This window comes from Enterococcus sp. AZ194 (genome assembly GCF_051713825.1).
GTDB lineage: Bacteria > Bacillota > Bacilli > Lactobacillales > Enterococcaceae > Enterococcus_K.
Genome location: NZ_JBIOQR010000001.1, coordinates 1047760 through 1066864 on the forward strand (window position 1 = coordinate 1047760; position 19105 = coordinate 1066864).

Sequence of the window (19105 nt, forward strand, 5' to 3'; positions counted from 1 at the left end):
TCGTCTTCGTTTGTTCGTCTTAATATAAAATCCGCTTCCCTTTTCATTTTAGACATCAAAAAAGAGCTTGCTTCCAGACTCTTTTATAAAAGAGCAGTCTATCTTTCGGTGTGTATAAAAACTTTTCAGCTGTTGATCAGCACACGATAAACGAACACACAGTGATAAATGAAAAGGTGATGAATACTTCGCAAATCGAAAATTTTACTATAGATTTTGCGAAGGAATATTTTTCTTGGAAAAATAATAAATTGTCTATTGAACAGAGAATGAAGAAGCTTGGAAATTATTTGACCAATGAAGATTTAGCTCTTGTTCAAGAGATGGTTCGTGCAGATATTCCTACAAGTGTTCAAGTAGATGCTGTAAAGATTTTAGATGTAAATAAGACTGAAGAAGGGTTTGTAGTTTCCTTTGTAATCAATCAAAAGATTACTGAGAAAAAAGAAAACAAAGCAATTAGATTTGGCTTATAAAGTCGGAGTGTATAGAAATAGAGATGGAAATTGTATTATGACGAGTTTACCGACTATGATTGGAACTCCTAAAAAAGCAACTTACCATTCCAAAAAAATAGTAAGTGATGCGACAATTGAAGGGGAAATAAAAAAACAAATTACAACCTTTTTAGATACCTTTTTTAAGCTCTATCCTACTGCATCTGAGAAAGAATTAGAGTATTATGTCGATGGGCAAGCTTTGACACCAATCGATTTTCAAAAGTATTCATTATGAATCGTACACAAAAGAAGGCGAGAACATACAAGTGAAACTAGTAGTTAACTATTTGGATGAGATTACTAAAACCTCTAATAGCTATATGTACACTTTATCGGTTTGTAAGAAGGATAATTGGAAAATTATAGGATTAGAGACTTAATATATCAATAAAAATAATATCCCTAGTATTGACAAACTAAGTTGAGTTAACTCTAAAAATGTCAAAAAATAAAAAAAAAAGTCACAAAAAAGATTTTTCTTCTACTTATTAGGTGTATACAAAGATGATTCGAATCAAATAAAAATTGAAAGGATGAAACTTTATGAGTTCACTACTAAGAGAGATTTCTGAAACAAAAGCAAATGAAGTAACTAATAATGGAGGGGCGAGCAGTTCTTGCGCTCTTTGGGCTGCACAACTGCCTATTGTAGCTGCACTTTGTGCACAATCAGGCGGAGCTGGCTGTAGTTGTGGTAACTATCGAGACTTAATGAATTTAATTAGTAAATATTGTAGATAAAGTTTTGCTGTGAGATTAAGAGCGATTACTTAAATCGCTCTTAATTATTGCAAAGTTGAAGGAGGTCATTATGGTATATCCAACTATTTCGGTTCAAATATTATGTAGAAATGAAGAAAGAGTAATTGCTAGGTGTCTAGACGCTATTGAAGCCCAAGTAGGAATAAATGATGAAATTATTGTACTGGACACTGGATCTCATGACAGTACTCAAAATATAATAAAAACAAGATTTAATAAAGTAAAATTGAATTTTTTTGAATGGGTCGATGATTTTTCTTTAGCTAGGAATGCAATGGGAATTTTAACAAATAAAGATTGGATATTTAATATAGATTGTGATGAGATTTTAAAGCCAGATAGCTTGCAGAATTTGAAAGAGTCTATATTAAAATTTGAAAATGTAAGTGACGAACCTGTAGTATTTGCACCTAAGATAATTAATGCTGACGACTCTGTTAATTATAACTCTGGCTGTATTTTTAAAAATAATGGTAAATTTAAATATTTTGGGTATGTTCATGAGTATCCTATATATTTAAACGATGTTACTGCAAAGAATTATTTATTGGTTAAACTTGATAATGTCACAACTTATCACGATGGGTACACCTCAGAAGTTATGCTAAAAAAAGATAAGGCAAAAAGATATACAGAACTAAACAAAAAAATGCGTCGGAGTTTTCCAAATAGTGATAGATATTATTTTATGTACTATAGAGATGCCGAGATGTTAATGGAGAAAGAAAAATTTGAACTTGGATTAGTCAATTTTTTCGATATCTTCCCTGAAAGTAATTACACTAAGATGGTTTATGATAAGCTAATTATATTCTATATCCTTGAAGGACAGACCGACAAAGCTGATTATTATTTAGAAAAATATTGGGAATCTATAAAGAATACTAAACTAGACAAAGAAGTTCTCTCAGATAAAATAACATATCTATCTGCCACGAATGAAATAGCTAAAATTTCGAAGACACAGCAAGAACTATTAAGATTATTAATAAATACTAAGGCAATGTTGACTAGAGAGGAAAATAAGTATGTAGAAAATGGCTACTGCTTTGATGATATGATTGGCTATCTGCTACTTTCAATAGGAAATTACGATAAGGCGTATGAAATATATGCTAATTTAACCCAAAATAATTATCGAGGGATGCTATCTGATATATTTAACAAAATAAACTTGAAATTAGGTGAAGTGCCTAATGAAAATTAAAATAATTCCTCAAATTTCAAAAGAAGATTGTGGATCTGCTTGTGTTAGCACTATTTTATTAAATTATTTTAACACAAATTTATCGATTTGTGAGATTAGGCCAATAATAAAAAACACAAATGAAGGAACTTCATTTGGAGATTTAAAATTAGGCTTGAAACATATTGGAGTTACATCTACTTTATATGAAGTTGTAAAGAATAAAAATGCATTTAAAGAGATGCAGACCCCATTAATTACACAAATAGTCAATGATGAAGGACAGTATCATTATGTAGTTGTCACGAGAATTTCTCAGAATACCATACATTATGTTGACACTGCAAAATCAAAAGTGGAGAAAGAAAGAATAGAGGTTTTTATAAAGAAATGGGAGAGCTATATTTTAGTAATCGATACTAAAGAAAGCGCTATCCGTGTTTTGGTAGAAGACAATTTAAATAGCGTTAAATATAGCAATATATTTAAAATCATTAAATGGAAGTATTCTTGGGTGGCTACATTATCGGTCTCGTTATATATAATCGGGTTATTTTTAGCTTCAATGTATAATACTTATTTTAACGTTATAATTCCATTTAATCTCACTGAAAGTATGCTTTATGTAATGTTCGTATATTTATTTGTCTCTTTATTGAAATTTATGATTTCTTATATAGGAACCCGGATTCAAAATTCAATTAATAAAGCTATCGATGTTAAAATAAGTTCCGAATTTTTTTCTGCATTATTTGAAAAATCAGCTAGAGCTTTAGAATATTTTGGTATAGGTGAGACCATATCGACTTTATCTAACATCATTTCGATTAGAGAAAGATTTGTGACGTATGTGCTAACCTTGCCTTTGAATATCCTGTGGTTTATCGTAAGCTGTGTATTACTTATGAGGATAAACTTATATTTAACTTTGTTTTTTTTAAGTTTTACTATACTACTCTCTGTTATTGCACTATATGCGAATGAAAACTATCAGATCTTCAGTCATAAAGTACTTCATTCGAACAAAAATTTTAATGATCGAATAATTGATATCTTTTCTCACGCAGATACGATAAAAAGCTACCAACAAGAAAACAAATATATAAATATTGGAACAGATCAATTATTAGAGAATATTGATCACAAAAATATATTACTAAATTATGATGCCAAGTTGGGCGGAATAAAACAGATTATTCTCGAAACATTCAATATTATTCTATTCACAATTGGAGCGATTCAAATATCAAAAGGGGAATTCTCATTAGGGATATTATTAACGTATAATTCGATGATTGGTTATGCGTTTAACCCCTTGATGAACTTGTTAAATACGCAAGCTGTATTGACTCAAGGAAAAGCTTCTCAAGAATTGTTATTCAATCTATTATCAACCAAATTAACCTTGTTTGGGACTGGAAATTTTCCTGTTTACAACAATATAACTTCGATTTTATTTAAGGACGTGTCATTTTCATTTAGCAGTAGGGAGAAACTATTAGAAAATATAACTATGGACTTAAAGGGTTATTCCTCAATAGCACTCACTGGAACAAACGGGTCAGGAAAAACTACTGTTGGAAAACTAATTTCTAGAAAGTATCTGCCTGATTCTGGTGAGATATTCTTTAATAATCAACCAATTAATTTGATATCAGAAAAAAAATTTAATGAATCTGTATTGTTTGTTGAAAGTGAAGAAGAGATGTTCGATTCTACAATCCTTGATAATATTACTTTAGGTAGAGAGATAGATATAAAACAAGTGAATATTGTATGTGAATCAATAGGTTTACTAGAGGTTATTAATAAACTTGAAAAGGGCTATGACACAGAACTTGGAAAGTTAGGAGTTTCGTTGAGCTTGGGGCAACGACAATTAATTAAAGTTGCAAGAGCTATGTTAGAGAAAAAAGATATATATATTTTTGATGAAATTTCAAATGGCTTAGATTTTGAGCATAGAGAAACTGTATTACAATATGTTCTAAATCAACCAGGGCTAAAGATTTTTATTACGCATGATCAAAAAATAGTTGAGCTTTGTGAACATGAAGTAAATATGGAAAAATTTAGTATAGGGGGAGTCGTATGAAAAAAAAGTTCATAATTATTGTTTGTTTGTTATTTATTTCTCTGACTACAATAATAATATTTAAAAACATTAGTAATACTGAAAAAGAATATTTTAAAGATATTACTTACGAACAACTTAAAGAAATGGAAACTGAAGATTATGTTCTATTTGTTCGTAAAGACGGATGTATGCCGTGTAAAAGTATCACTCCTTATGTAAACAAGCTTTCTAAAATGGCAAATTACAATGTAGTTAGTGTAAGACTAAACAATCTTAATAACTCCGATACCTTTCAAAATGAATTGCATATTAACGGAACTCCTACAGTAATTCGTTTCAAAAATGGAGTAGAAAAAAATAGAGTCTTTGGGATGGTAAATGAAGAAACTTTTTTTGGTGATTTGGGGGTGAAAGATTATGAAAAAAAATAATAACAAAATTTGTATTGTAATTTTTAGTTTTTTTACTGTATTGGTTATCATAGTTAATTTAAGTAGGATAATTTACCAACAGGAAGAAACTTTAGAATTAACAGAAGCAGAACTAGATATAGCAAAAATTAATTCTGATTCACTACAGAATTTTGAATTTGCATCTCCCAATATGTTGAATAATATAGTAAAAAAAAATGAAATAGTTTTTACTTATATTGGAAATAACGAATGTCTAGACTGTTCTACTTTCTACCCGATTTTTAAAAATGTTGTCATGAAAAATAAAATTGAGAATAAAATTTTATATGTTGAAGGAAGTTACTTAAGAAAAGATAAAGAGAAATGGTTGGATTTTAAAAATATAAATCAATTTTCTCAAACTCCAGCATTCATAATTTATAAAGATGGCAAAGTTATTGATAAAATCGAGTGGGACTCTGATGAAGGACTTACGGAGAAAGATTTCTCGGTATGGATTTCAGAAAATCTAAGTACTATAAAATTAATAAAATATTAAATTAATTTTACGAGGGGACTTATAAAGTGAAAAATATACTCTTCTTATTTCGTGATATGAATTATATACCCACTCTGAGGGCATTAAATAATATAGAATTTGAAAAGAAACTAATGGATCATTTAACTGTTAACTTTATTGATGTATATAATACTACCTTTACTATTAGAAATTCTGATTTTTCTGATTTCGACTTAATAGTCCTGCCATCACCATGTTTCTACATTGATATACCATATAGAAATAAAGTGATATTTATTGACGCAGAGATATTTTCAACACTCAGAATGAAAAATATTGAGCAAGTAGTGAGGCTGCTGAAAAAGTCTCTGACAATTTTACAAAAATAAAGAAAAATAGTGGTTGAGAAAACGTCTATTTTTCTTTTTTTTTGTATAAAAAACCCATTGTATAGCCATTTATTGGTATAATAGAAGAAGTGGAAGGAGTGTTTTAAATGCTAGATAAGGGACGTCAAACGAGCTTAGAAGTAGGCATGTATTCAGGTTTATATGATATTTTGATTGAAAAGGATAATTTTTGGAGACAAATCAATGAAACGGTTGATTTTTCTTTTATTTATGCTGAAGTAAAACAAAATTATTCAGAAACAGCTGGTCGGCCAGCTGAATGCCCCATTCTCCTCTTTAAACTAATCTTATTAAAAACCTCGTATAAGCTATCAGACCGCGATTTGATTGCTCGTTTACGTACGGATATGCAAATGAAATACTTCCTAGAATATGAACCAGAAGAAACTGAATTTATGGCTCCTAGCTTACTTTCTAAGTTCCGTCACCTACGCTTGAAAAATACGAATCTATTGGACTTACTTCTCACAAAAACTGTCGAAATCGCCTTGGACAAAGGCGTAATTGAAGTGGAAAATAAATTAATTCAAGATTCTACCCACTCGAATGCCATGTTCCAACACGTTTCGCCAAGAGAAGAAATTATCAAACGAGCGAAAGAAGTAAGAAAAGCCGTGTATGCTGTTGCCCCTCAAATGAAAGAAAAAATGCCAAAGAAAAAGGAACATACGGGGATCCTTGAAGACACCCTCCACTATGCAAATGAAGTGATAAAAGTGATTGAAACAGAGGGTGGTTTTGATAACTGCACAGCCGTGATGGAGCGAATGAATTACTTAAAAGAAGGCATCGAAGAAACAGAGGGAGCGTTTGAATTTTCTAAAGATCAAGAGGCAAAAGTTGGGCATAAGACGGCGGACACCGCTTTTTTTGGCTACAAAACACACCTTGCTTTAACTCCTGAACGAATCGTTACAGCCGCGACGATTACCAGTGGCGAAAAACCTGACGGCAAAGAAATGAAGACACTCGTCGAAAAAAGCCAACATGCAGGGATTGAAGTCAAGGCAATTATTGGAGATGGTGCGTATTCAGAGACGGATAATTTGAATTACGCAAAAGCAAACGGAATGAAACTAGTATCGAAGTTAAGTAAGTCAGTCACTCATGGGAATGGAAAAAACAAGGATAAATTCGCGTACAATAAAGATGCAGAAATGTATGTTTGCCTAGCAGGACACATGGCAATTAAAAAGAGAAAGTCAGGAAGTAAATGCGATAAAAAGGGAGTAGACTCGCGTGTAGAGGCCTATTTCTTTGACGTGGAAAAATGCAAAAGATGTCCGTTTCGCGAGGGTTGTTATACTGATGGAGCGAAAACAAAAACTTTCTCAGTAAAAATAAAGTCAGATACACATATCGCTCATATGGATTATATGGAAACCGAAGAATTTAAAGAGCTTTATAAAGAGCGGTATAAAATAGAGGCTAAGAATGCGGAGTTGAAAGGTCGATACAATTATGGAACCGCACAAAGCTGTGGTCTATTAGGGATGACCATCCAAGGGGCGAGTACGCTGTTTTTAGCTAATATGAAACGAATTATCAAGTTAGAAAAGGAAAATACGGGGAAATAGAGGGTAGATTCCCTTTATTATTATGAAAATACACAAAAAACAGTGAAATTCTTTTTTTTTGAAGAATTCCACTGTTTTTTTGTGAGTGTTTTTCAGCAGCCTCGCAAGTAGTCGAATCTTTTTTTAATAGATAGCACCTAATTTATTTGGTCAGTTTATTGAAATAACAATTAGGTTATAAGCTGCTATTAGATTCTTTGCAGATTCATCTGAATGTTTAGTTTATATCATAAGGGTAATCTATTGATAAAAAAAAATTGTTCGCGTATAGTAAAATTAAGAAGAACAACGAAAATCATGATTCATAATAGGGGCTTTAAAAATAGTAATTTATTGATAGTTGCAGTTTGAATTTAGGAAGTGGGAAAGGAGAGAAAAAAATGGTTACGACAGTTAGAAGGTTTCTTATGGGGCTTATCGCATTCGCTGCATTTTTAAGTTTGTATATTGGTGGAGTATTGGTATACCTTTTACTCTTTTCTATCGTACTATATGCAATTTTTGAATTGTTGGTGGCATTTAATAAGAAGTTTCATGTAAAAAACTAGTTGAAATTTATATGCTACCCCCATACAGGACACTGAATATAATAAGTCCAGTATGGGGGATTTATTATGCTTAAAAGTTCGATGAAGTTAGAGGCCAGAGAACGTTCGAGGATAATAGAGAGTTATCTAAGCCATGAAATAAGTCTCTCAGAAGCGGCGAGAGAAGGCAGCGCTTCAACAACTACCATCAATAGATGGCTTACGATTTATGAAAACGATGGACCAACTGGCCTGTTGCCCACGCACAAGAATAATCAGTATTCAGTACAGCTGAAATTATCCGCCAATAAATGATAAGTTGAGATTTCCCCATGAAAATAAGAAATTGCACTTCTGAGGGATACATCTTGAATGTTCATTTGTTAACAGAAACTATATATGATTAATATAGCTAGATAGACTTTTGGTTAAACAAACTTTTGTAGGTAAGAAGTGCTATAAAAATAGTGGGATTTATTTTTTGATTCTATTTTTTTATTACCAAATATATATAGTCATCGAAAAAAGGATTAGTGTGAATCCGAGTTTTTAATCGATTCGTCCACTAAAGGCTTGATTGTAAAATGACATTTATTGAGAATATACAGGGTATGCTAAAAAAGTTTATTTAGAGAAATTTATTTAATTATAGAAAATTTCACACACGGCTTATAGGTTGCTCCGTCTTTTAGATAGCTTGTGAGATTTACTTAAAGCATTATTTTGTAAACACCCGTAATCGGTATACTACAAAGGATTTTTTGAAAAAAGGATAACTAATTTGTGGGAATTTCTCCTTACGATTACGTATCCGAACGTATAAAATCGGCGTAGCACACGGGAGACTACTTCGGACCTGTAAGCAATATTCCTGTTGTTTAACATTTTTTTTAATTTTTCCATTTTTCAATGTCACATTTTAAAAATACTTTCTACTTTTATTTTAAAAGGAGGTATTTTGAATGTTTTGTTGGAAAAAAGCAGAAAAACTTGTTGATATTTATTATGAGACTAGTAGTTCCGAAGATTTAACAGAAATACTATTATATTTTCAATCATATTTAAAAAAGTGTGCTAATAATGCGTTGTCCAAGTCGAATAACTCGGGAATATGGATAAATTTTGAAGATTTTTACAGTAATTTTTATTATAGACTTTGGGAATCTATTGAAGATTTTAGAATAATAGATACATCTACATTAAAAAACGTTATTATCAGAAGAATACAGTATGCCGAAATTGAAACAATTCGTCTATACAAGAAAAGCTACAAGAATAATAATATGACCGAAACTAGTTATGTAGCGACTCAATGGATAGACCTAAGTCAGTTTGAAATATGTGATAAAAATCGAATCGATGATGATAATAGTCTTTTTTTGAAACAATCGTTACAAGAATTAAAAAAAATATCTATTGAACAGCATGATATTGTTTTATTATTACTTTTAGGATACTCTGGGAAAGAAATTAGTTTAATGCTTTTTAGTGAAAATAACTATTGTAATTCTTCGAGGAAGAAGATTCAACGAGCAAAAGACAAATTTAAAAAATTATTATGGGATAAAAGATAGTTGCAATCCCGGTCATTAACTTCTGATATTTTTATGGTTTTATTTGTGATTTTAAATATAAATGATGTGATGCTTTAACAGTATTCTGTACTAATGTAAGTTATAGAGAATTAAATCAAACTTGAAATCGATAATTATAGGATGAATTATCAAATGTAGATTGGGCTGAATTTGAAACCAAAAGCCGGAATCATCATAATTTAGATATTTAGTTGGCCAAAGAATAAATTCTAAGCTTAACTCTAAGAAAATTTATAAATTCACACATAAAAAATAAAGCTGAGATTTGAGTCTGCTGAAAAAGTCTCTACCTGCTTTATAAACATGAAAGAGAAACAACGATTGGAAAACTGATGTTTCTCTTTTTTTACATAATGGCCCGTTAGATAGCTATTTAGTATCATAATAGACATTTGGAAGGAGTGTTTTAGATGTTAATGCCGGCACGTCAGATGAGTTTAGAGGTAGGGAAATATGCGGGTTTTACGATATTTTGATTGACTAACAATGAGTTTGGTAGCTGGAACAATTTATTGAAAGAAGCAGGATTGAAAAGAAGAAAAACTGGTCCACCGAAACAATATAAATAAGACTTTTTTTATAGAGGCCGTTCAATTGTTTGAGAAAACTCATGGGGAGCCGCCTACAGCTAAACAGTTTCGTTGGTCAAGCACGGCTATTCGTCAGTTTGGGATATGGGATCAGTTAATTGAAACGGCAGGATTTGCGCTTAGAGAATCAAAAGGTATTGTAAAAAAGAAGAATGAAGACTTTTAGATAAATGGTGTGCTTCCCGTCAAGTGGACAGTGAAAAATAATAATTTTTTTAATAATTGTCTGTCATTTTTTGGCAGACTTTTTTGCTATTCTCTATAATTACTAGTCGCGCTACCGATTAACTTGCCTACTTGTTTCATGAACGAAGCAGAACCCACTTCAGTCACGAAACAAACAGGAAGATTAGGCTATTTCTAGATAGTGTTGATGGTAATCCATCGGTGTCATAACGGACAGTTCTCGTTGTAGTCTACGGTTGTTGCAGTAATCCATATATTCAGAAATCATTTGTACCCAGTTTTCACGACTTACAAATTTATGACCATAATATTTTTCTCGCTTCATCATGCCCCAGAATCCTTCCATGGGTCCATTATCGATACAATGTGACACACGGGACATGCTCTGCTTCATCCCTGCGTTTTTTAAGCGATTACAAAATTGTCTACTCGTATATTGAAATCCTCGGTCACTATGCATCAATGGGTGTGCTTTTGGTTCCGATTTAACTGCTTGATGAAATGTGTTCATAACTAAAGAATTATCGTTACGGTCACTAATAACAAAGGACACAATGCGTCGAGCATACAAATCAAGAATAGCGCTGAGATAAATTTTATGAACTTCCTTGCCTATGTAATACTTAAATTCGGAGACATCTGTCACCCATTTCTCATTAGGCTTTTCGACATGAAAGGCACGATTCAAATAGTTTTTTTGCCATGTGATAAGGGCGCTTGCTTCTTCGAGTGATACTATTTGCCCAGTGTTTGATAGTGGATTGAATTCTTAAAGCTCGACAGATTCGTAGAAACCGCTTGTCGTTAAACTTGTGCCGATATTGCTTGTTCACTGTATCGGCAATCCTGCGATAGCCCATATCCGGATGGTTTTCATAGGTTTTTCTAATTTCTTGTGCGAGTTCTGTGTTTAGAAATTCTCTTGGGCTGATTGGGTACTTTAACCACTTGTAATAAGCAGAACGAGAGACGTGCAAGAAACGACACATTGACTGTATCGGATAGTTTTTTTTGATGGCTTCATACTCAAATGAATGTCGGGTAAAGCCTATTCCCACTCCCTTTCTAATGACTTTAGTTTTTTTAACAGGTCGTTTTCCATTTGGAGTTGGTGGTTTCTGCTTTCTGCTTGCGCGAGACGGTATCGCAACGCTTCTTCGTGTGTTCAGATAGGTTGTGTCCCAATCCGTCGCCCTCTACGATTTTCTAAACCCGCTGTATCTTTTGCTTCATATTTTTTGACCCAATTTCTAACTTGTTGATAGGAGACTTGATATTTTAATGCTATAGCGCATAGTTTTTATTTTCTGTTAGACAGTCTAAAACGATGGCTAAACGTTCTTCTACAGAGGTTTTTCTACCTTTTCTCATGTAACTTCCACCACTTTCTGATTTGAAGGTTCCATGAGTATTATATACCTTTATCCAATCTAATAGTTGCGATTGATTTCTGAGCTTGTACTTTTTGGCTAGTTCATTGAGACTACCTTCGCCATTAAGATAATCTGTGACAGCAGATAATTTTAGCGCTACTGGATAATGGCTATTCTTCTGTGTTGCGAATAAGGCTGTGGGTCCTTCATTTTCGTAAAGCATTGTCCACCTAGCTATCGTACTTGGATCAACATTAGCTTCTTTCGCTGCTTCTAAACAACTGATTTCATTGTTCAAATATCTTTCAATTATTCCCACACGTTCTTCTGGTTCTAACTTAATCCTAATTTTAGACATAATAAAATACCCCCATACTGGACTATTTATATTTCAGTGTCCTGTATAGGGGCAGCATAGCAGAAAGCTGAGAAGGTCTCTTTTTATTTTTAAAAAATTTGGTACTACCTGAATTATTCATAAAATCATTAGAAAGTTTCAAGACTCTAAGAACCTCAAAAGGTTTGAGATTTCTTTCATTTCACCCAATAGGTGCACAAAAAGAGCACACTTTATGTTATTGTAAAGTTGACAAAAACCAACAAAAACAAGGAGTGTGCTCTTCATGTCTACATTACAACAACAATCCCTTTTATTCAATCCCAAACTGGAAATTTCTAACGATGGTGGTCGGCTTTCCTCAGATGGCGGCATTTTACTTGTGAAAGAATTTATGAAAAAAATCCAATTTGACCATTTTTTACAAGAAACAGTCGCTTTTCAAGACAATAGGAAATATTGTACCCATCAGCTAAAGAACCAATTTACGCAATTGGTCCTTCAACTGATTGCCGGATATCAGAAAGATGAAGCGGCTAACACATTAAAAGAGGATCCTGTTTTTCAACTTGCACTGGATAAGCTTTGTGCCTCTCAGCCAACGTTATCTCGTTTTATCAATGGGGTCAGTCAAGAAGAACTGCCTGGCGTACACCATTTAGCACAAACTCTCGGTGCATTTTTAATCGAGCAAACGAATCAAAGACAAATGATTTTGGACATCGATTCTACGCACTGTGATACTTATGGAAAACAAGAAGAATCAACTTACAATGGCCATTATAAAACCACTGGCTATCATCCTCTATTAGCTTTTGACCTCATTTCTGGCGCATTATTAGGTGCTGAATTGCGTGCAGGGTGCGACTATACTTCAAAAGGTGCCGAAGATTTTCTAGCGCCTATCCTTCAGCGTTATCAGGAAAAGGAGTTAGAACTGATTGTTCGAGGAGACAGTGGATTTGCCAAACCTGAAGTCTATCAAGTTTGTGAAACACACCATGCCAAATTCATCATTCGACTAAAAGCCAATCGAAAACTGCAAAAAATCGCTGAACAACTTGTCTTATACAGTGATGAGACTGATTTCACCAAAGAAGAAGTCCAGTGGTTTACGTTAGAGAACTATTGCCCGAATACTTGGGTACATCCCTATCGCGTGGTGATCAAATCGACTCGAAACGCTGGAGAATTTCTGTTTTCTCATGCATTTCTCGTAACCAATCTAATAGAGTTATCTCCAAAACAAATTTTCCCCATGTATCAAAACCGTGGTGCCATGGGAAATTTAATCAAAGAAATCAAAAACGGTTTTTTCTTCGATAAAACGGACAGTACATCGTTTACAGCGAATGCATTTCGGATGCTTTTAAGCAGTGTTGCTTACAATTTAATGCAGTGTATGAAACAACTGGTCTTTCCTGAAACTCAAAAGAAGCTTAGCATCTGTACGATTCGTTTCCGTCTATTTCATATCGCAGCTCGTGTGGTCTCTCATGCAAGGCGAACGTTTATTCAACTTTCTAGCACGAATGTATTTGATGTGTTTTATTGGCAGGTTCTTGAAAAAATACAAGGCTTACAGCTTTATCCTACAAAAAACTGACATAGACCTTAAAAAAATTTTTTAGTGCTACCAAGGGGCTAGTGTGCCCTTTTTTAAGTGAAACCCAAGAAATGAAGGCAGAATTAAGTTTTGAATCCAATTTTTCTTCTGAATAGATTCAAAATTAGGTGCCAAGTTCTCTAAAATTTGGTTTTAAGGTTTTCTTCGTTATTTTTTTAAAAGTATGAATAATTCAGGTACTAATTTGCTAGTTGCTGCATCTAATCTTGCTGGAAAAAATAGAGCCCTGACTAGCTATGGACTAAGCAACTGATAACGTGTCCTTGACTTATCTAGGCGATTACCTGGGATAATTTTTTTAGGAATCGATAAGCCGTTTAAACCAGTCCAATCCTTTTGATAAATTCTTCTCTACGAAATTAAATTTGTCAGTTGTCTACCTAAATATAGTCTTGAAGGAAATAATCAGCGAAAATGCCTAATTCATTCGTACGTACTATAAACGTCTTTATACAGTTTATTGTTCGGTTGCTCTCTATTGTACGGAAAATGTCACTCGCTCAGCCAATTTTTTTTGTTTTTTAATTCTATTACCCAACTCATAAAAATCTATGCCTACGCTGTTTCTCCATTCTAGTTCAAGCTATTATTGATATTATCAGTAATTATAAAGGAAACATCATTGAAAATAAGGAACTATAAGAATATAATAAGTCCGATAGTTTCTTTTTGAAAGAAAGCTAATTTACAGTAATTCAATGATTATAAAACAGAGTCCTGTCAATCTACCTCATCGAGTTGGGTTTTGAGTTGCAAGATAGTTGGCCGATTCAACCTCAAGATAGGAGAAGATCATGAAGACGATTTGTTTCTCAGTTTCGGGATTTTTATTTCTAGTTTGTTTTTTTCTAGCAGGTGAGCTATTTGTTTGGAATGCGAACAAATTTGATAGCGCTTACTATTATGCGACTTTTTATGCGCAAGCGAACGATGAAAAAGAAATGTATAAAGAGATTGAAAATGAGGCAAAGATGAATTCTCTGGAAGTTTTCGTGGTCAACAGAGAAACACGAACGACCTTTAATGAAGTGTTGACTGTATATACTGATCAGGAGACATTTGAAAAACTTGGACAAGCGAATCACTTTCAAGCGGGTGAGTTCGATAGTTTATTTCTTGGAAAATTGAAAATAGTGAATAAAAAATTTGAAAGTATACCAGAAAATGCGAATCTATCGACGTTTCAATTAGTTGGAAATGAAAAGGATATGATTCAATTTAAGAAAAGTTTAGTAAATAAATATGCGGGGAGTTTCCCTAGAAAGTCTGGTGAGTCTAACCAATCAGCGTTAAATATTGCTCTTTGCTGGGGACTCTCCCTGTCATTTATTTTACTGTTGTCTATCTATAAAATTGTTTTAATCAAAAAAGAAATTTTATTGCGAGTTATTCAAGGGGAATCGTTATCTTCCATCGTCTATAGTGGGATTCAGACAGATTTGAGTGTCTATATCCCACTTTTTGCTCTGACCTATTTATTCAGCCATTATTTTACTTATTCAACTTTTTATTTAAAAACAGCGAGTGTTAGTTTCGCGTTATTTTTATTCATCAATACTTTGTTATACTTTATTTTATTCAAGGTTGATATCAAAAAAGATATTCACAGTAATTACTCAGTGGGGACTTTATTGAGACTGAGTTATCTATACAAATTTGGATCGCTCTGTTTTTTTCTCATTGTGATAGCAAGTACAGCGCCACTTATAAATGACGGGCTTCAATTTTATTCTCAAAAAGGTTTTTATGAGGCTAGAAGGAATCAGATGTTTGTCAGAATAAATCCAAGTGGCATTATGAAATATATTGATAATACGTCAGAGTCGGCATCAAAAAATTTAGATTTTAATAAAATTCAAAAGGCACAAGCTTCGTTGGATAATCTGTTTTTACAAGAATATGCAAAAGAAAAAATGTTTAGTTTGACTAAATTAAGTGATTATAATCAATCGACAGAGATTCTCTATGCAAATAACAAGGCTTTTGAATTGGTAAAAAATAAGTTTCCTATTGTTGAAGAGGAAAAAAAATCGGGCTTTTATTTACTTGTACCAGAAACGCTCATGAATGAGATAGCTGATATCCAGGGAAGTGTCGATTATGTTTATAGAAATCAAACAGCAAAAATAACTATCCAGTACTATAAAGGTGATGTGAGCTTACTGAATATTTTGACGACTGGGTCAATTGTTTCTGAGTATACTCGTAATCCTGTTGTCCTCGTTAATATGGATGCTACAATTCCGAACACTCTGGTGGAATCCAGTACGTTACTTCGAAGCAGTCTTTTTCGGATGGATGAAGAAGAGTGGCAGCAATTTATAAAAAGAAATAGCCAAGCCATAGATGAAAAAAATAGTTATGCTATGGGAGTCTATCAATGGTTCTTACAAGAGTGGACGGTCAAGAAGCGGACACTATTTTTAGGTGGGATTATTTTGTTCATTACAGCTTTTATGGAGTTTTCAATGATGCTATTTTTAGTTGTTTTAGAACAAAAAGTTCGAGCACAGGAATATATATTGAAAGAACTTTTAGGCTACAGTTTCTTTGAAAGATATTGGGTTTCTTTATTATTACCTGTGATTACAGGGGCCGTATCTCTAGTTATCACCTATTACACGTTACCGCTATTTCATGCAAAAGTGAGCGGGATTTCGTTAATTTTGGTTGGCGTATTTATCGTCGTTGAAGAGGGATTTATCATTTATTTATGTAAAAAATATGCAAAACGAAATAGAGTACAAGTCCTGAAAGGCGGGATTTTATGATCACAATCGAGCATTTGACAAAATCATTTGAAGGCCAGACCTTATTTGAAAATATGAACCTAACGATTGAGCGAGGAGAATTCGTTGTATTTTCTGGCGTCAGCGGTAGCGGGAAGACAACTTTATTAAATATTTTAGGTGGGTTGGAATCTTATGATAGTGGAAAAGTCAGGGTTCATGCCTTGGATATTTCCCAGAAGAGAAACCGAGCAAAACTATTTGCTACAGAAATTGGCTTTCTGTTTCAGAATTATGTCTTAATTGAGAATAAGACGGTTCGAAAAAATTTAGAGTTGATAAAAAAGAGATATCGTTCGGAACTATCAATTAACGAAGCATTGGAAGAGGTGGGGCTATTAAATAAAATAGATACGAAAGTGTATAAATTATCAGGCGGAGAGCAACAAAGAGTAGCTTTGGCAAGGTTATTAATCAAAAAATGTACGGTTGTATTAGCAGATGAACCTACAGGATCGCTAGATAAGCGGAATGGGGAAATTGTTTTAGCTCTTCTTTTTAAGCTACAACGAATGGGGAAAACAGTCATCTTAGTCACACATGATGAAACTATCAAAGAAAAAGTGGAAAGGATTATTGAGCTATGAGAAAGAGAGTCAAGGTTATCAGCATCACTTTTATCGCTTTATTATGTGTTGTGGCAATTAGTTATACACTTTTGTTTTTTCATTTTAGAAGTCGATTCGAACCCTATATAAAAGAATTTACGACATTAGAAAAAAATCGTTCGTACTATTTTAATGATTCAGAAACAGGATTTCTACTAAATGTGAAATATCCTAGCTATGGAACATTAACTGGTAATTTAGCTGTTCAAACAGCGGATAGTCAGTATGCATTAATTATTTGGCCAAAAGTGAATAATAAGACAGAGACAGGCTTTCAAGTAGCGATAACTAATCCACAAAAAAGACAAGATCGTTACTTATCAGTAAAAAACGGCCAGATAGATTTGAAAGACTCTACTTATTCTAAAAAAGAGCAAGAAATGATTCTTTCTTTGGAAAAAGAGGCCAAGAAGATTTGGGGCGAAGACGTGCTGGGATAGATGGATAAAAAAAGGAGTCAACTATCGGTGAGAAATAGACTTTTTTTTGCGAATACAAGGCACAGCTTCAGTTTATATTGAAGTAGGTGAACTTGCCGAAAAACGTATTTATTGGAAAAAATGATCTAACTAGATAACCAATCGCTTTTGACATTTCATAAAAAAGCCTCTAAGAGCAGGAAGATAAAATTTCTTTGCTCTTTTTTGAACAAAATATTTTGAAGAATCTACTAGCCAAATAACATTAAAGACTCTTTATCAGTGAATGGTGTGTTAAATGGGTTGCTTGATAAAATCTGATAATGGTAAGATGAATAGTGAACATAGAGATGAGTGCTAATTGTTCATTCCATAACTAAGCACATTCATTATGTTATTCAGTTTCGGGAGTTGGATGAGTTGAGGGGAGAGGATTTATATGTTGAACTATGAAATTGGCAATGAGGAAGATATGGAGTTCATTGAGACCGAGTTAGATTTGTTTAATAAGAAAAGTAGAACCGTTGAGCAAGAGGAAGAATATAAACGATTTACTGTTGTTGCTAAAATCGACGGCCAAATAGTAGGCGGTGGCGTCGCTTATTCATCCCTTTATTATATTGGTTATATCGATACTTTATGGGTAGCTGAAGAGTATAGAGGACAAGCGATTGGCGCCAATATCTTGAAGTTGCTTGAACAAGAATTGTGCGAATATGGTTGTGAAATGTGTCATCTCGATACATTCGACTTTCAGGCACCAAGCTTTTATCAAAAAAATGGGTATGAAATTTTCGGTAAATTGCATCATAAAAAAAGAAATATTACTGAGTTCTTTTTGAAGAAGGATTTAGAAGCAAGTATAGGTAAGGGGTAATAGATAGTAGTACTGTACGTAAATTTGTGGAATGAAATGTGCGATTTTATTATTTTGTAGATCACTTAATCCGTCCTCAAAAGAAAGTACAAACAAATACAAGAGTATCGATAAAAACATTATTGAGAATGCTACTATTTACAAATTTATATAATGATTGTGAAGATACTGCTATCGAAAAGTTAACTCAGTCATTAAAAAGAGGAGAAGATATATCGGAAAAAGATTTTAATAGTACATTTGATTATGTTATTTCTTCTCTGATTGAGGTAATAAATATGGAAAAAGAAAGTTTTATAGTGAGTCAGTAGCTACTAAATATTTTTTCAAAGAAAGGTTATAGTGTGAAAACAAAATTATAAAGAATTATCTCTGAAAAAATGATTTTGGACATACCAAATAAACCTTAAAAACTGTAGGTGCTGTTTAACTGTTCAAGAGAAATTACCTTGCCTTTTTTTGAGACAACGATTCGGTAAAATACCTTCTGTCATCAATAGTTTCGTCACATGTTTGATGCTTTTTCTCGCAACGTTTGAAAATTCGTCGATACTTTGCTTGATAATACTTTCTTTCTGAATCACCTTTACGGATGAGTGGGCGCATTCAATTAATGCAGTCTTGATAATACATACCCATGTGTGAAGTTTTAATCGCTGATTGTCAACCAACTCTTGGGATTGTTTCTAACAGTAGAATGGCCGGTTCATAAGGCGTGATTAATTTGTAGAGGGGTGAAGCTACACCTCCTAA

The 19105-nt window shown here is 33.0% G+C and carries 21 protein-coding genes; 17 read left to right on the forward strand and 4 right to left on the reverse strand.

Features of this window, described 5'->3' with window-relative positions; genetic code table 11:
* Positions 1-179: 179 nt before the first annotated feature.
* The 11 genes from IGI37_RS04975 to IGI37_RS05025 all read left to right on the forward strand — a co-directional run bounded on the left by IGI37_RS04975 (position 180) and on the right by IGI37_RS05025 (position 10302).
* Positions 180-476 carry a conjugal transfer protein gene (locus IGI37_RS04975; RefSeq protein ID WP_438760334.1) on the forward strand — a complete coding sequence of 99 codons (297 nt, stop codon included), beginning with the start codon at positions 180-182 and terminating at the stop codon, positions 474-476.
* Between the two features lie 7 nt (positions 477-483).
* Positions 484-735: a conjugal transfer protein gene (locus tag IGI37_RS04980; RefSeq protein WP_438763587.1), complete on the forward strand. Its 252-nt coding sequence runs from the start codon at positions 484-486 to the stop codon at positions 733-735.
* Between the two features lie 308 nt (positions 736-1043).
* Positions 1044-1241: a hypothetical protein gene (locus IGI37_RS04985; protein ID WP_438760335.1), complete on the forward strand. Its 198-nt coding sequence runs from the start codon at positions 1044-1046 to the stop codon at positions 1239-1241.
* 70 nt (positions 1242-1311) lie between these two features.
* A complete protein-coding gene (locus tag IGI37_RS04990; RefSeq protein WP_438760336.1) occupies positions 1312-2469 on the forward strand; it encodes a glycosyltransferase in 1158 nt (385 codons plus the stop codon).
* Entirely contained in the window at positions 2459-4543 is a 2085-nt protein-coding gene (locus IGI37_RS04995; RefSeq protein ID WP_438760337.1) for a cysteine peptidase family C39 domain-containing protein, read from the forward strand. Before IGI37_RS04990 ends, IGI37_RS04995 begins: the two co-directional genes overlap by 11 nt.
* Positions 4540-4956 carry a thioredoxin family protein gene (locus IGI37_RS05000; RefSeq protein ID WP_438760338.1) on the forward strand — a complete coding sequence of 139 codons (417 nt, stop codon included), beginning with the start codon at positions 4540-4542 and terminating at the stop codon, positions 4954-4956. Before IGI37_RS04995 ends, IGI37_RS05000 begins: the two co-directional genes overlap by 4 nt.
* A complete protein-coding gene (locus tag IGI37_RS05005; RefSeq protein WP_438760339.1) occupies positions 4943-5476 on the forward strand; it encodes a hypothetical protein in 534 nt (177 codons plus the stop codon). The genes IGI37_RS05000 and IGI37_RS05005 overlap by 14 nt, the downstream gene beginning before the upstream one ends.
* Before the next feature lie 457 nt (positions 5477-5933).
* On the forward strand, positions 5934-7424 hold the full coding sequence (locus IGI37_RS05010) for an IS1182 family transposase (RefSeq protein WP_438759380.1): 1491 nt from the start codon (positions 5934-5936) through the stop codon (positions 7422-7424).
* A gap of 380 nt (positions 7425-7804) precedes the next feature.
* The gene (locus tag IGI37_RS05015; RefSeq protein ID WP_438760340.1) at positions 7805-7972 is read left to right on the forward strand and encodes a hypothetical protein; all 168 of its coding nucleotides are present in this window, start codon (positions 7805-7807) and stop codon (positions 7970-7972) included.
* Positions 7973-8913: 941 nt separating this feature from the next.
* The gene (locus IGI37_RS05020) at positions 8914-9525 is read left to right on the forward strand and encodes a hypothetical protein (protein ID WP_438760341.1); all 612 of its coding nucleotides are present in this window, start codon (positions 8914-8916) and stop codon (positions 9523-9525) included.
* Positions 9526-10125: 600 nt separating this feature from the next.
* Positions 10126-10302 (forward strand): homing endonuclease associated repeat-containing protein, encoded by a 177-nt coding sequence (locus IGI37_RS05025; RefSeq protein WP_438763588.1) that lies wholly within the window; start codon positions 10126-10128, stop codon positions 10300-10302.
* 183 nt (positions 10303-10485) lie between these two features.
* On the opposite strand, the gene IGI37_RS05030 is transcribed toward IGI37_RS05025, so the two are convergent.
* From IGI37_RS05030 to IGI37_RS05045, 4 genes are all read right to left on the reverse strand, one after another.
* Entirely contained in the window at positions 10486-11010 is a 525-nt protein-coding gene (locus tag IGI37_RS05030; protein ID WP_438760342.1) for an IS3 family transposase, read from the reverse strand.
* Positions 10979-11311, reverse strand: a complete 333-nt coding sequence (locus IGI37_RS05035) for an IS3 family transposase (RefSeq protein ID WP_438763589.1) — start codon at positions 11309-11311, stop codon at positions 10979-10981. Before IGI37_RS05035 ends, IGI37_RS05030 begins: the two co-directional genes overlap by 32 nt.
* A 176-nt stretch (positions 11312-11487) precedes the next feature.
* On the reverse strand, positions 11488-11610 hold the full coding sequence (locus IGI37_RS05040; RefSeq protein ID WP_438763590.1) for a helix-turn-helix domain-containing protein: 123 nt from the start codon (positions 11608-11610) through the stop codon (positions 11488-11490).
* On the reverse strand, positions 11607-12053 hold the full coding sequence (locus IGI37_RS05045; RefSeq protein ID WP_438760343.1) for a helix-turn-helix domain-containing protein: 447 nt from the start codon (positions 12051-12053) through the stop codon (positions 11607-11609). Before IGI37_RS05045 ends, IGI37_RS05040 begins: the two co-directional genes overlap by 4 nt.
* 265 nt (positions 12054-12318) lie before the next feature.
* Here IGI37_RS05045 and IGI37_RS05050 point away from each other — a divergent pair, with 265 nt between their 5' ends.
* The 6 genes from IGI37_RS05050 to IGI37_RS05075 all read left to right on the forward strand — a co-directional run bounded on the left by IGI37_RS05050 (position 12319) and on the right by IGI37_RS05075 (position 18663).
* Positions 12319-13638, forward strand: a complete 1320-nt coding sequence (locus tag IGI37_RS05050; protein WP_438760344.1) for an IS1380 family transposase — start codon at positions 12319-12321, stop codon at positions 13636-13638.
* 815 nt (positions 13639-14453) lie between these two features.
* Complete coding sequence (locus tag IGI37_RS05055; RefSeq protein ID WP_438760345.1) at positions 14454-16430, forward strand: hypothetical protein; 1977 nt, start codon at positions 14454-14456, stop codon at positions 16428-16430.
* Entirely contained in the window at positions 16427-17035 is a 609-nt protein-coding gene (locus IGI37_RS05060; RefSeq protein ID WP_438760346.1) for an ABC transporter ATP-binding protein, read from the forward strand. Before IGI37_RS05055 ends, IGI37_RS05060 begins: the two co-directional genes overlap by 4 nt.
* Positions 17032-17496, forward strand: coding sequence for a hypothetical protein (locus tag IGI37_RS05065; protein ID WP_438760347.1), 465 nt, complete (start codon positions 17032-17034; stop codon positions 17494-17496). Before IGI37_RS05060 ends, IGI37_RS05065 begins: the two co-directional genes overlap by 4 nt.
* Positions 17497-17914: 418 nt before the next feature.
* A complete protein-coding gene (locus IGI37_RS05070) occupies positions 17915-18352 on the forward strand; it encodes a GNAT family N-acetyltransferase (protein ID WP_438760348.1) in 438 nt (145 codons plus the stop codon).
* Between the two features lie 38 nt (positions 18353-18390).
* On the forward strand, positions 18391-18663 hold the full coding sequence (locus tag IGI37_RS05075) for a hypothetical protein (protein WP_438760349.1): 273 nt from the start codon (positions 18391-18393) through the stop codon (positions 18661-18663).
* Positions 18664-19105 lie beyond the last annotated feature (442 nt).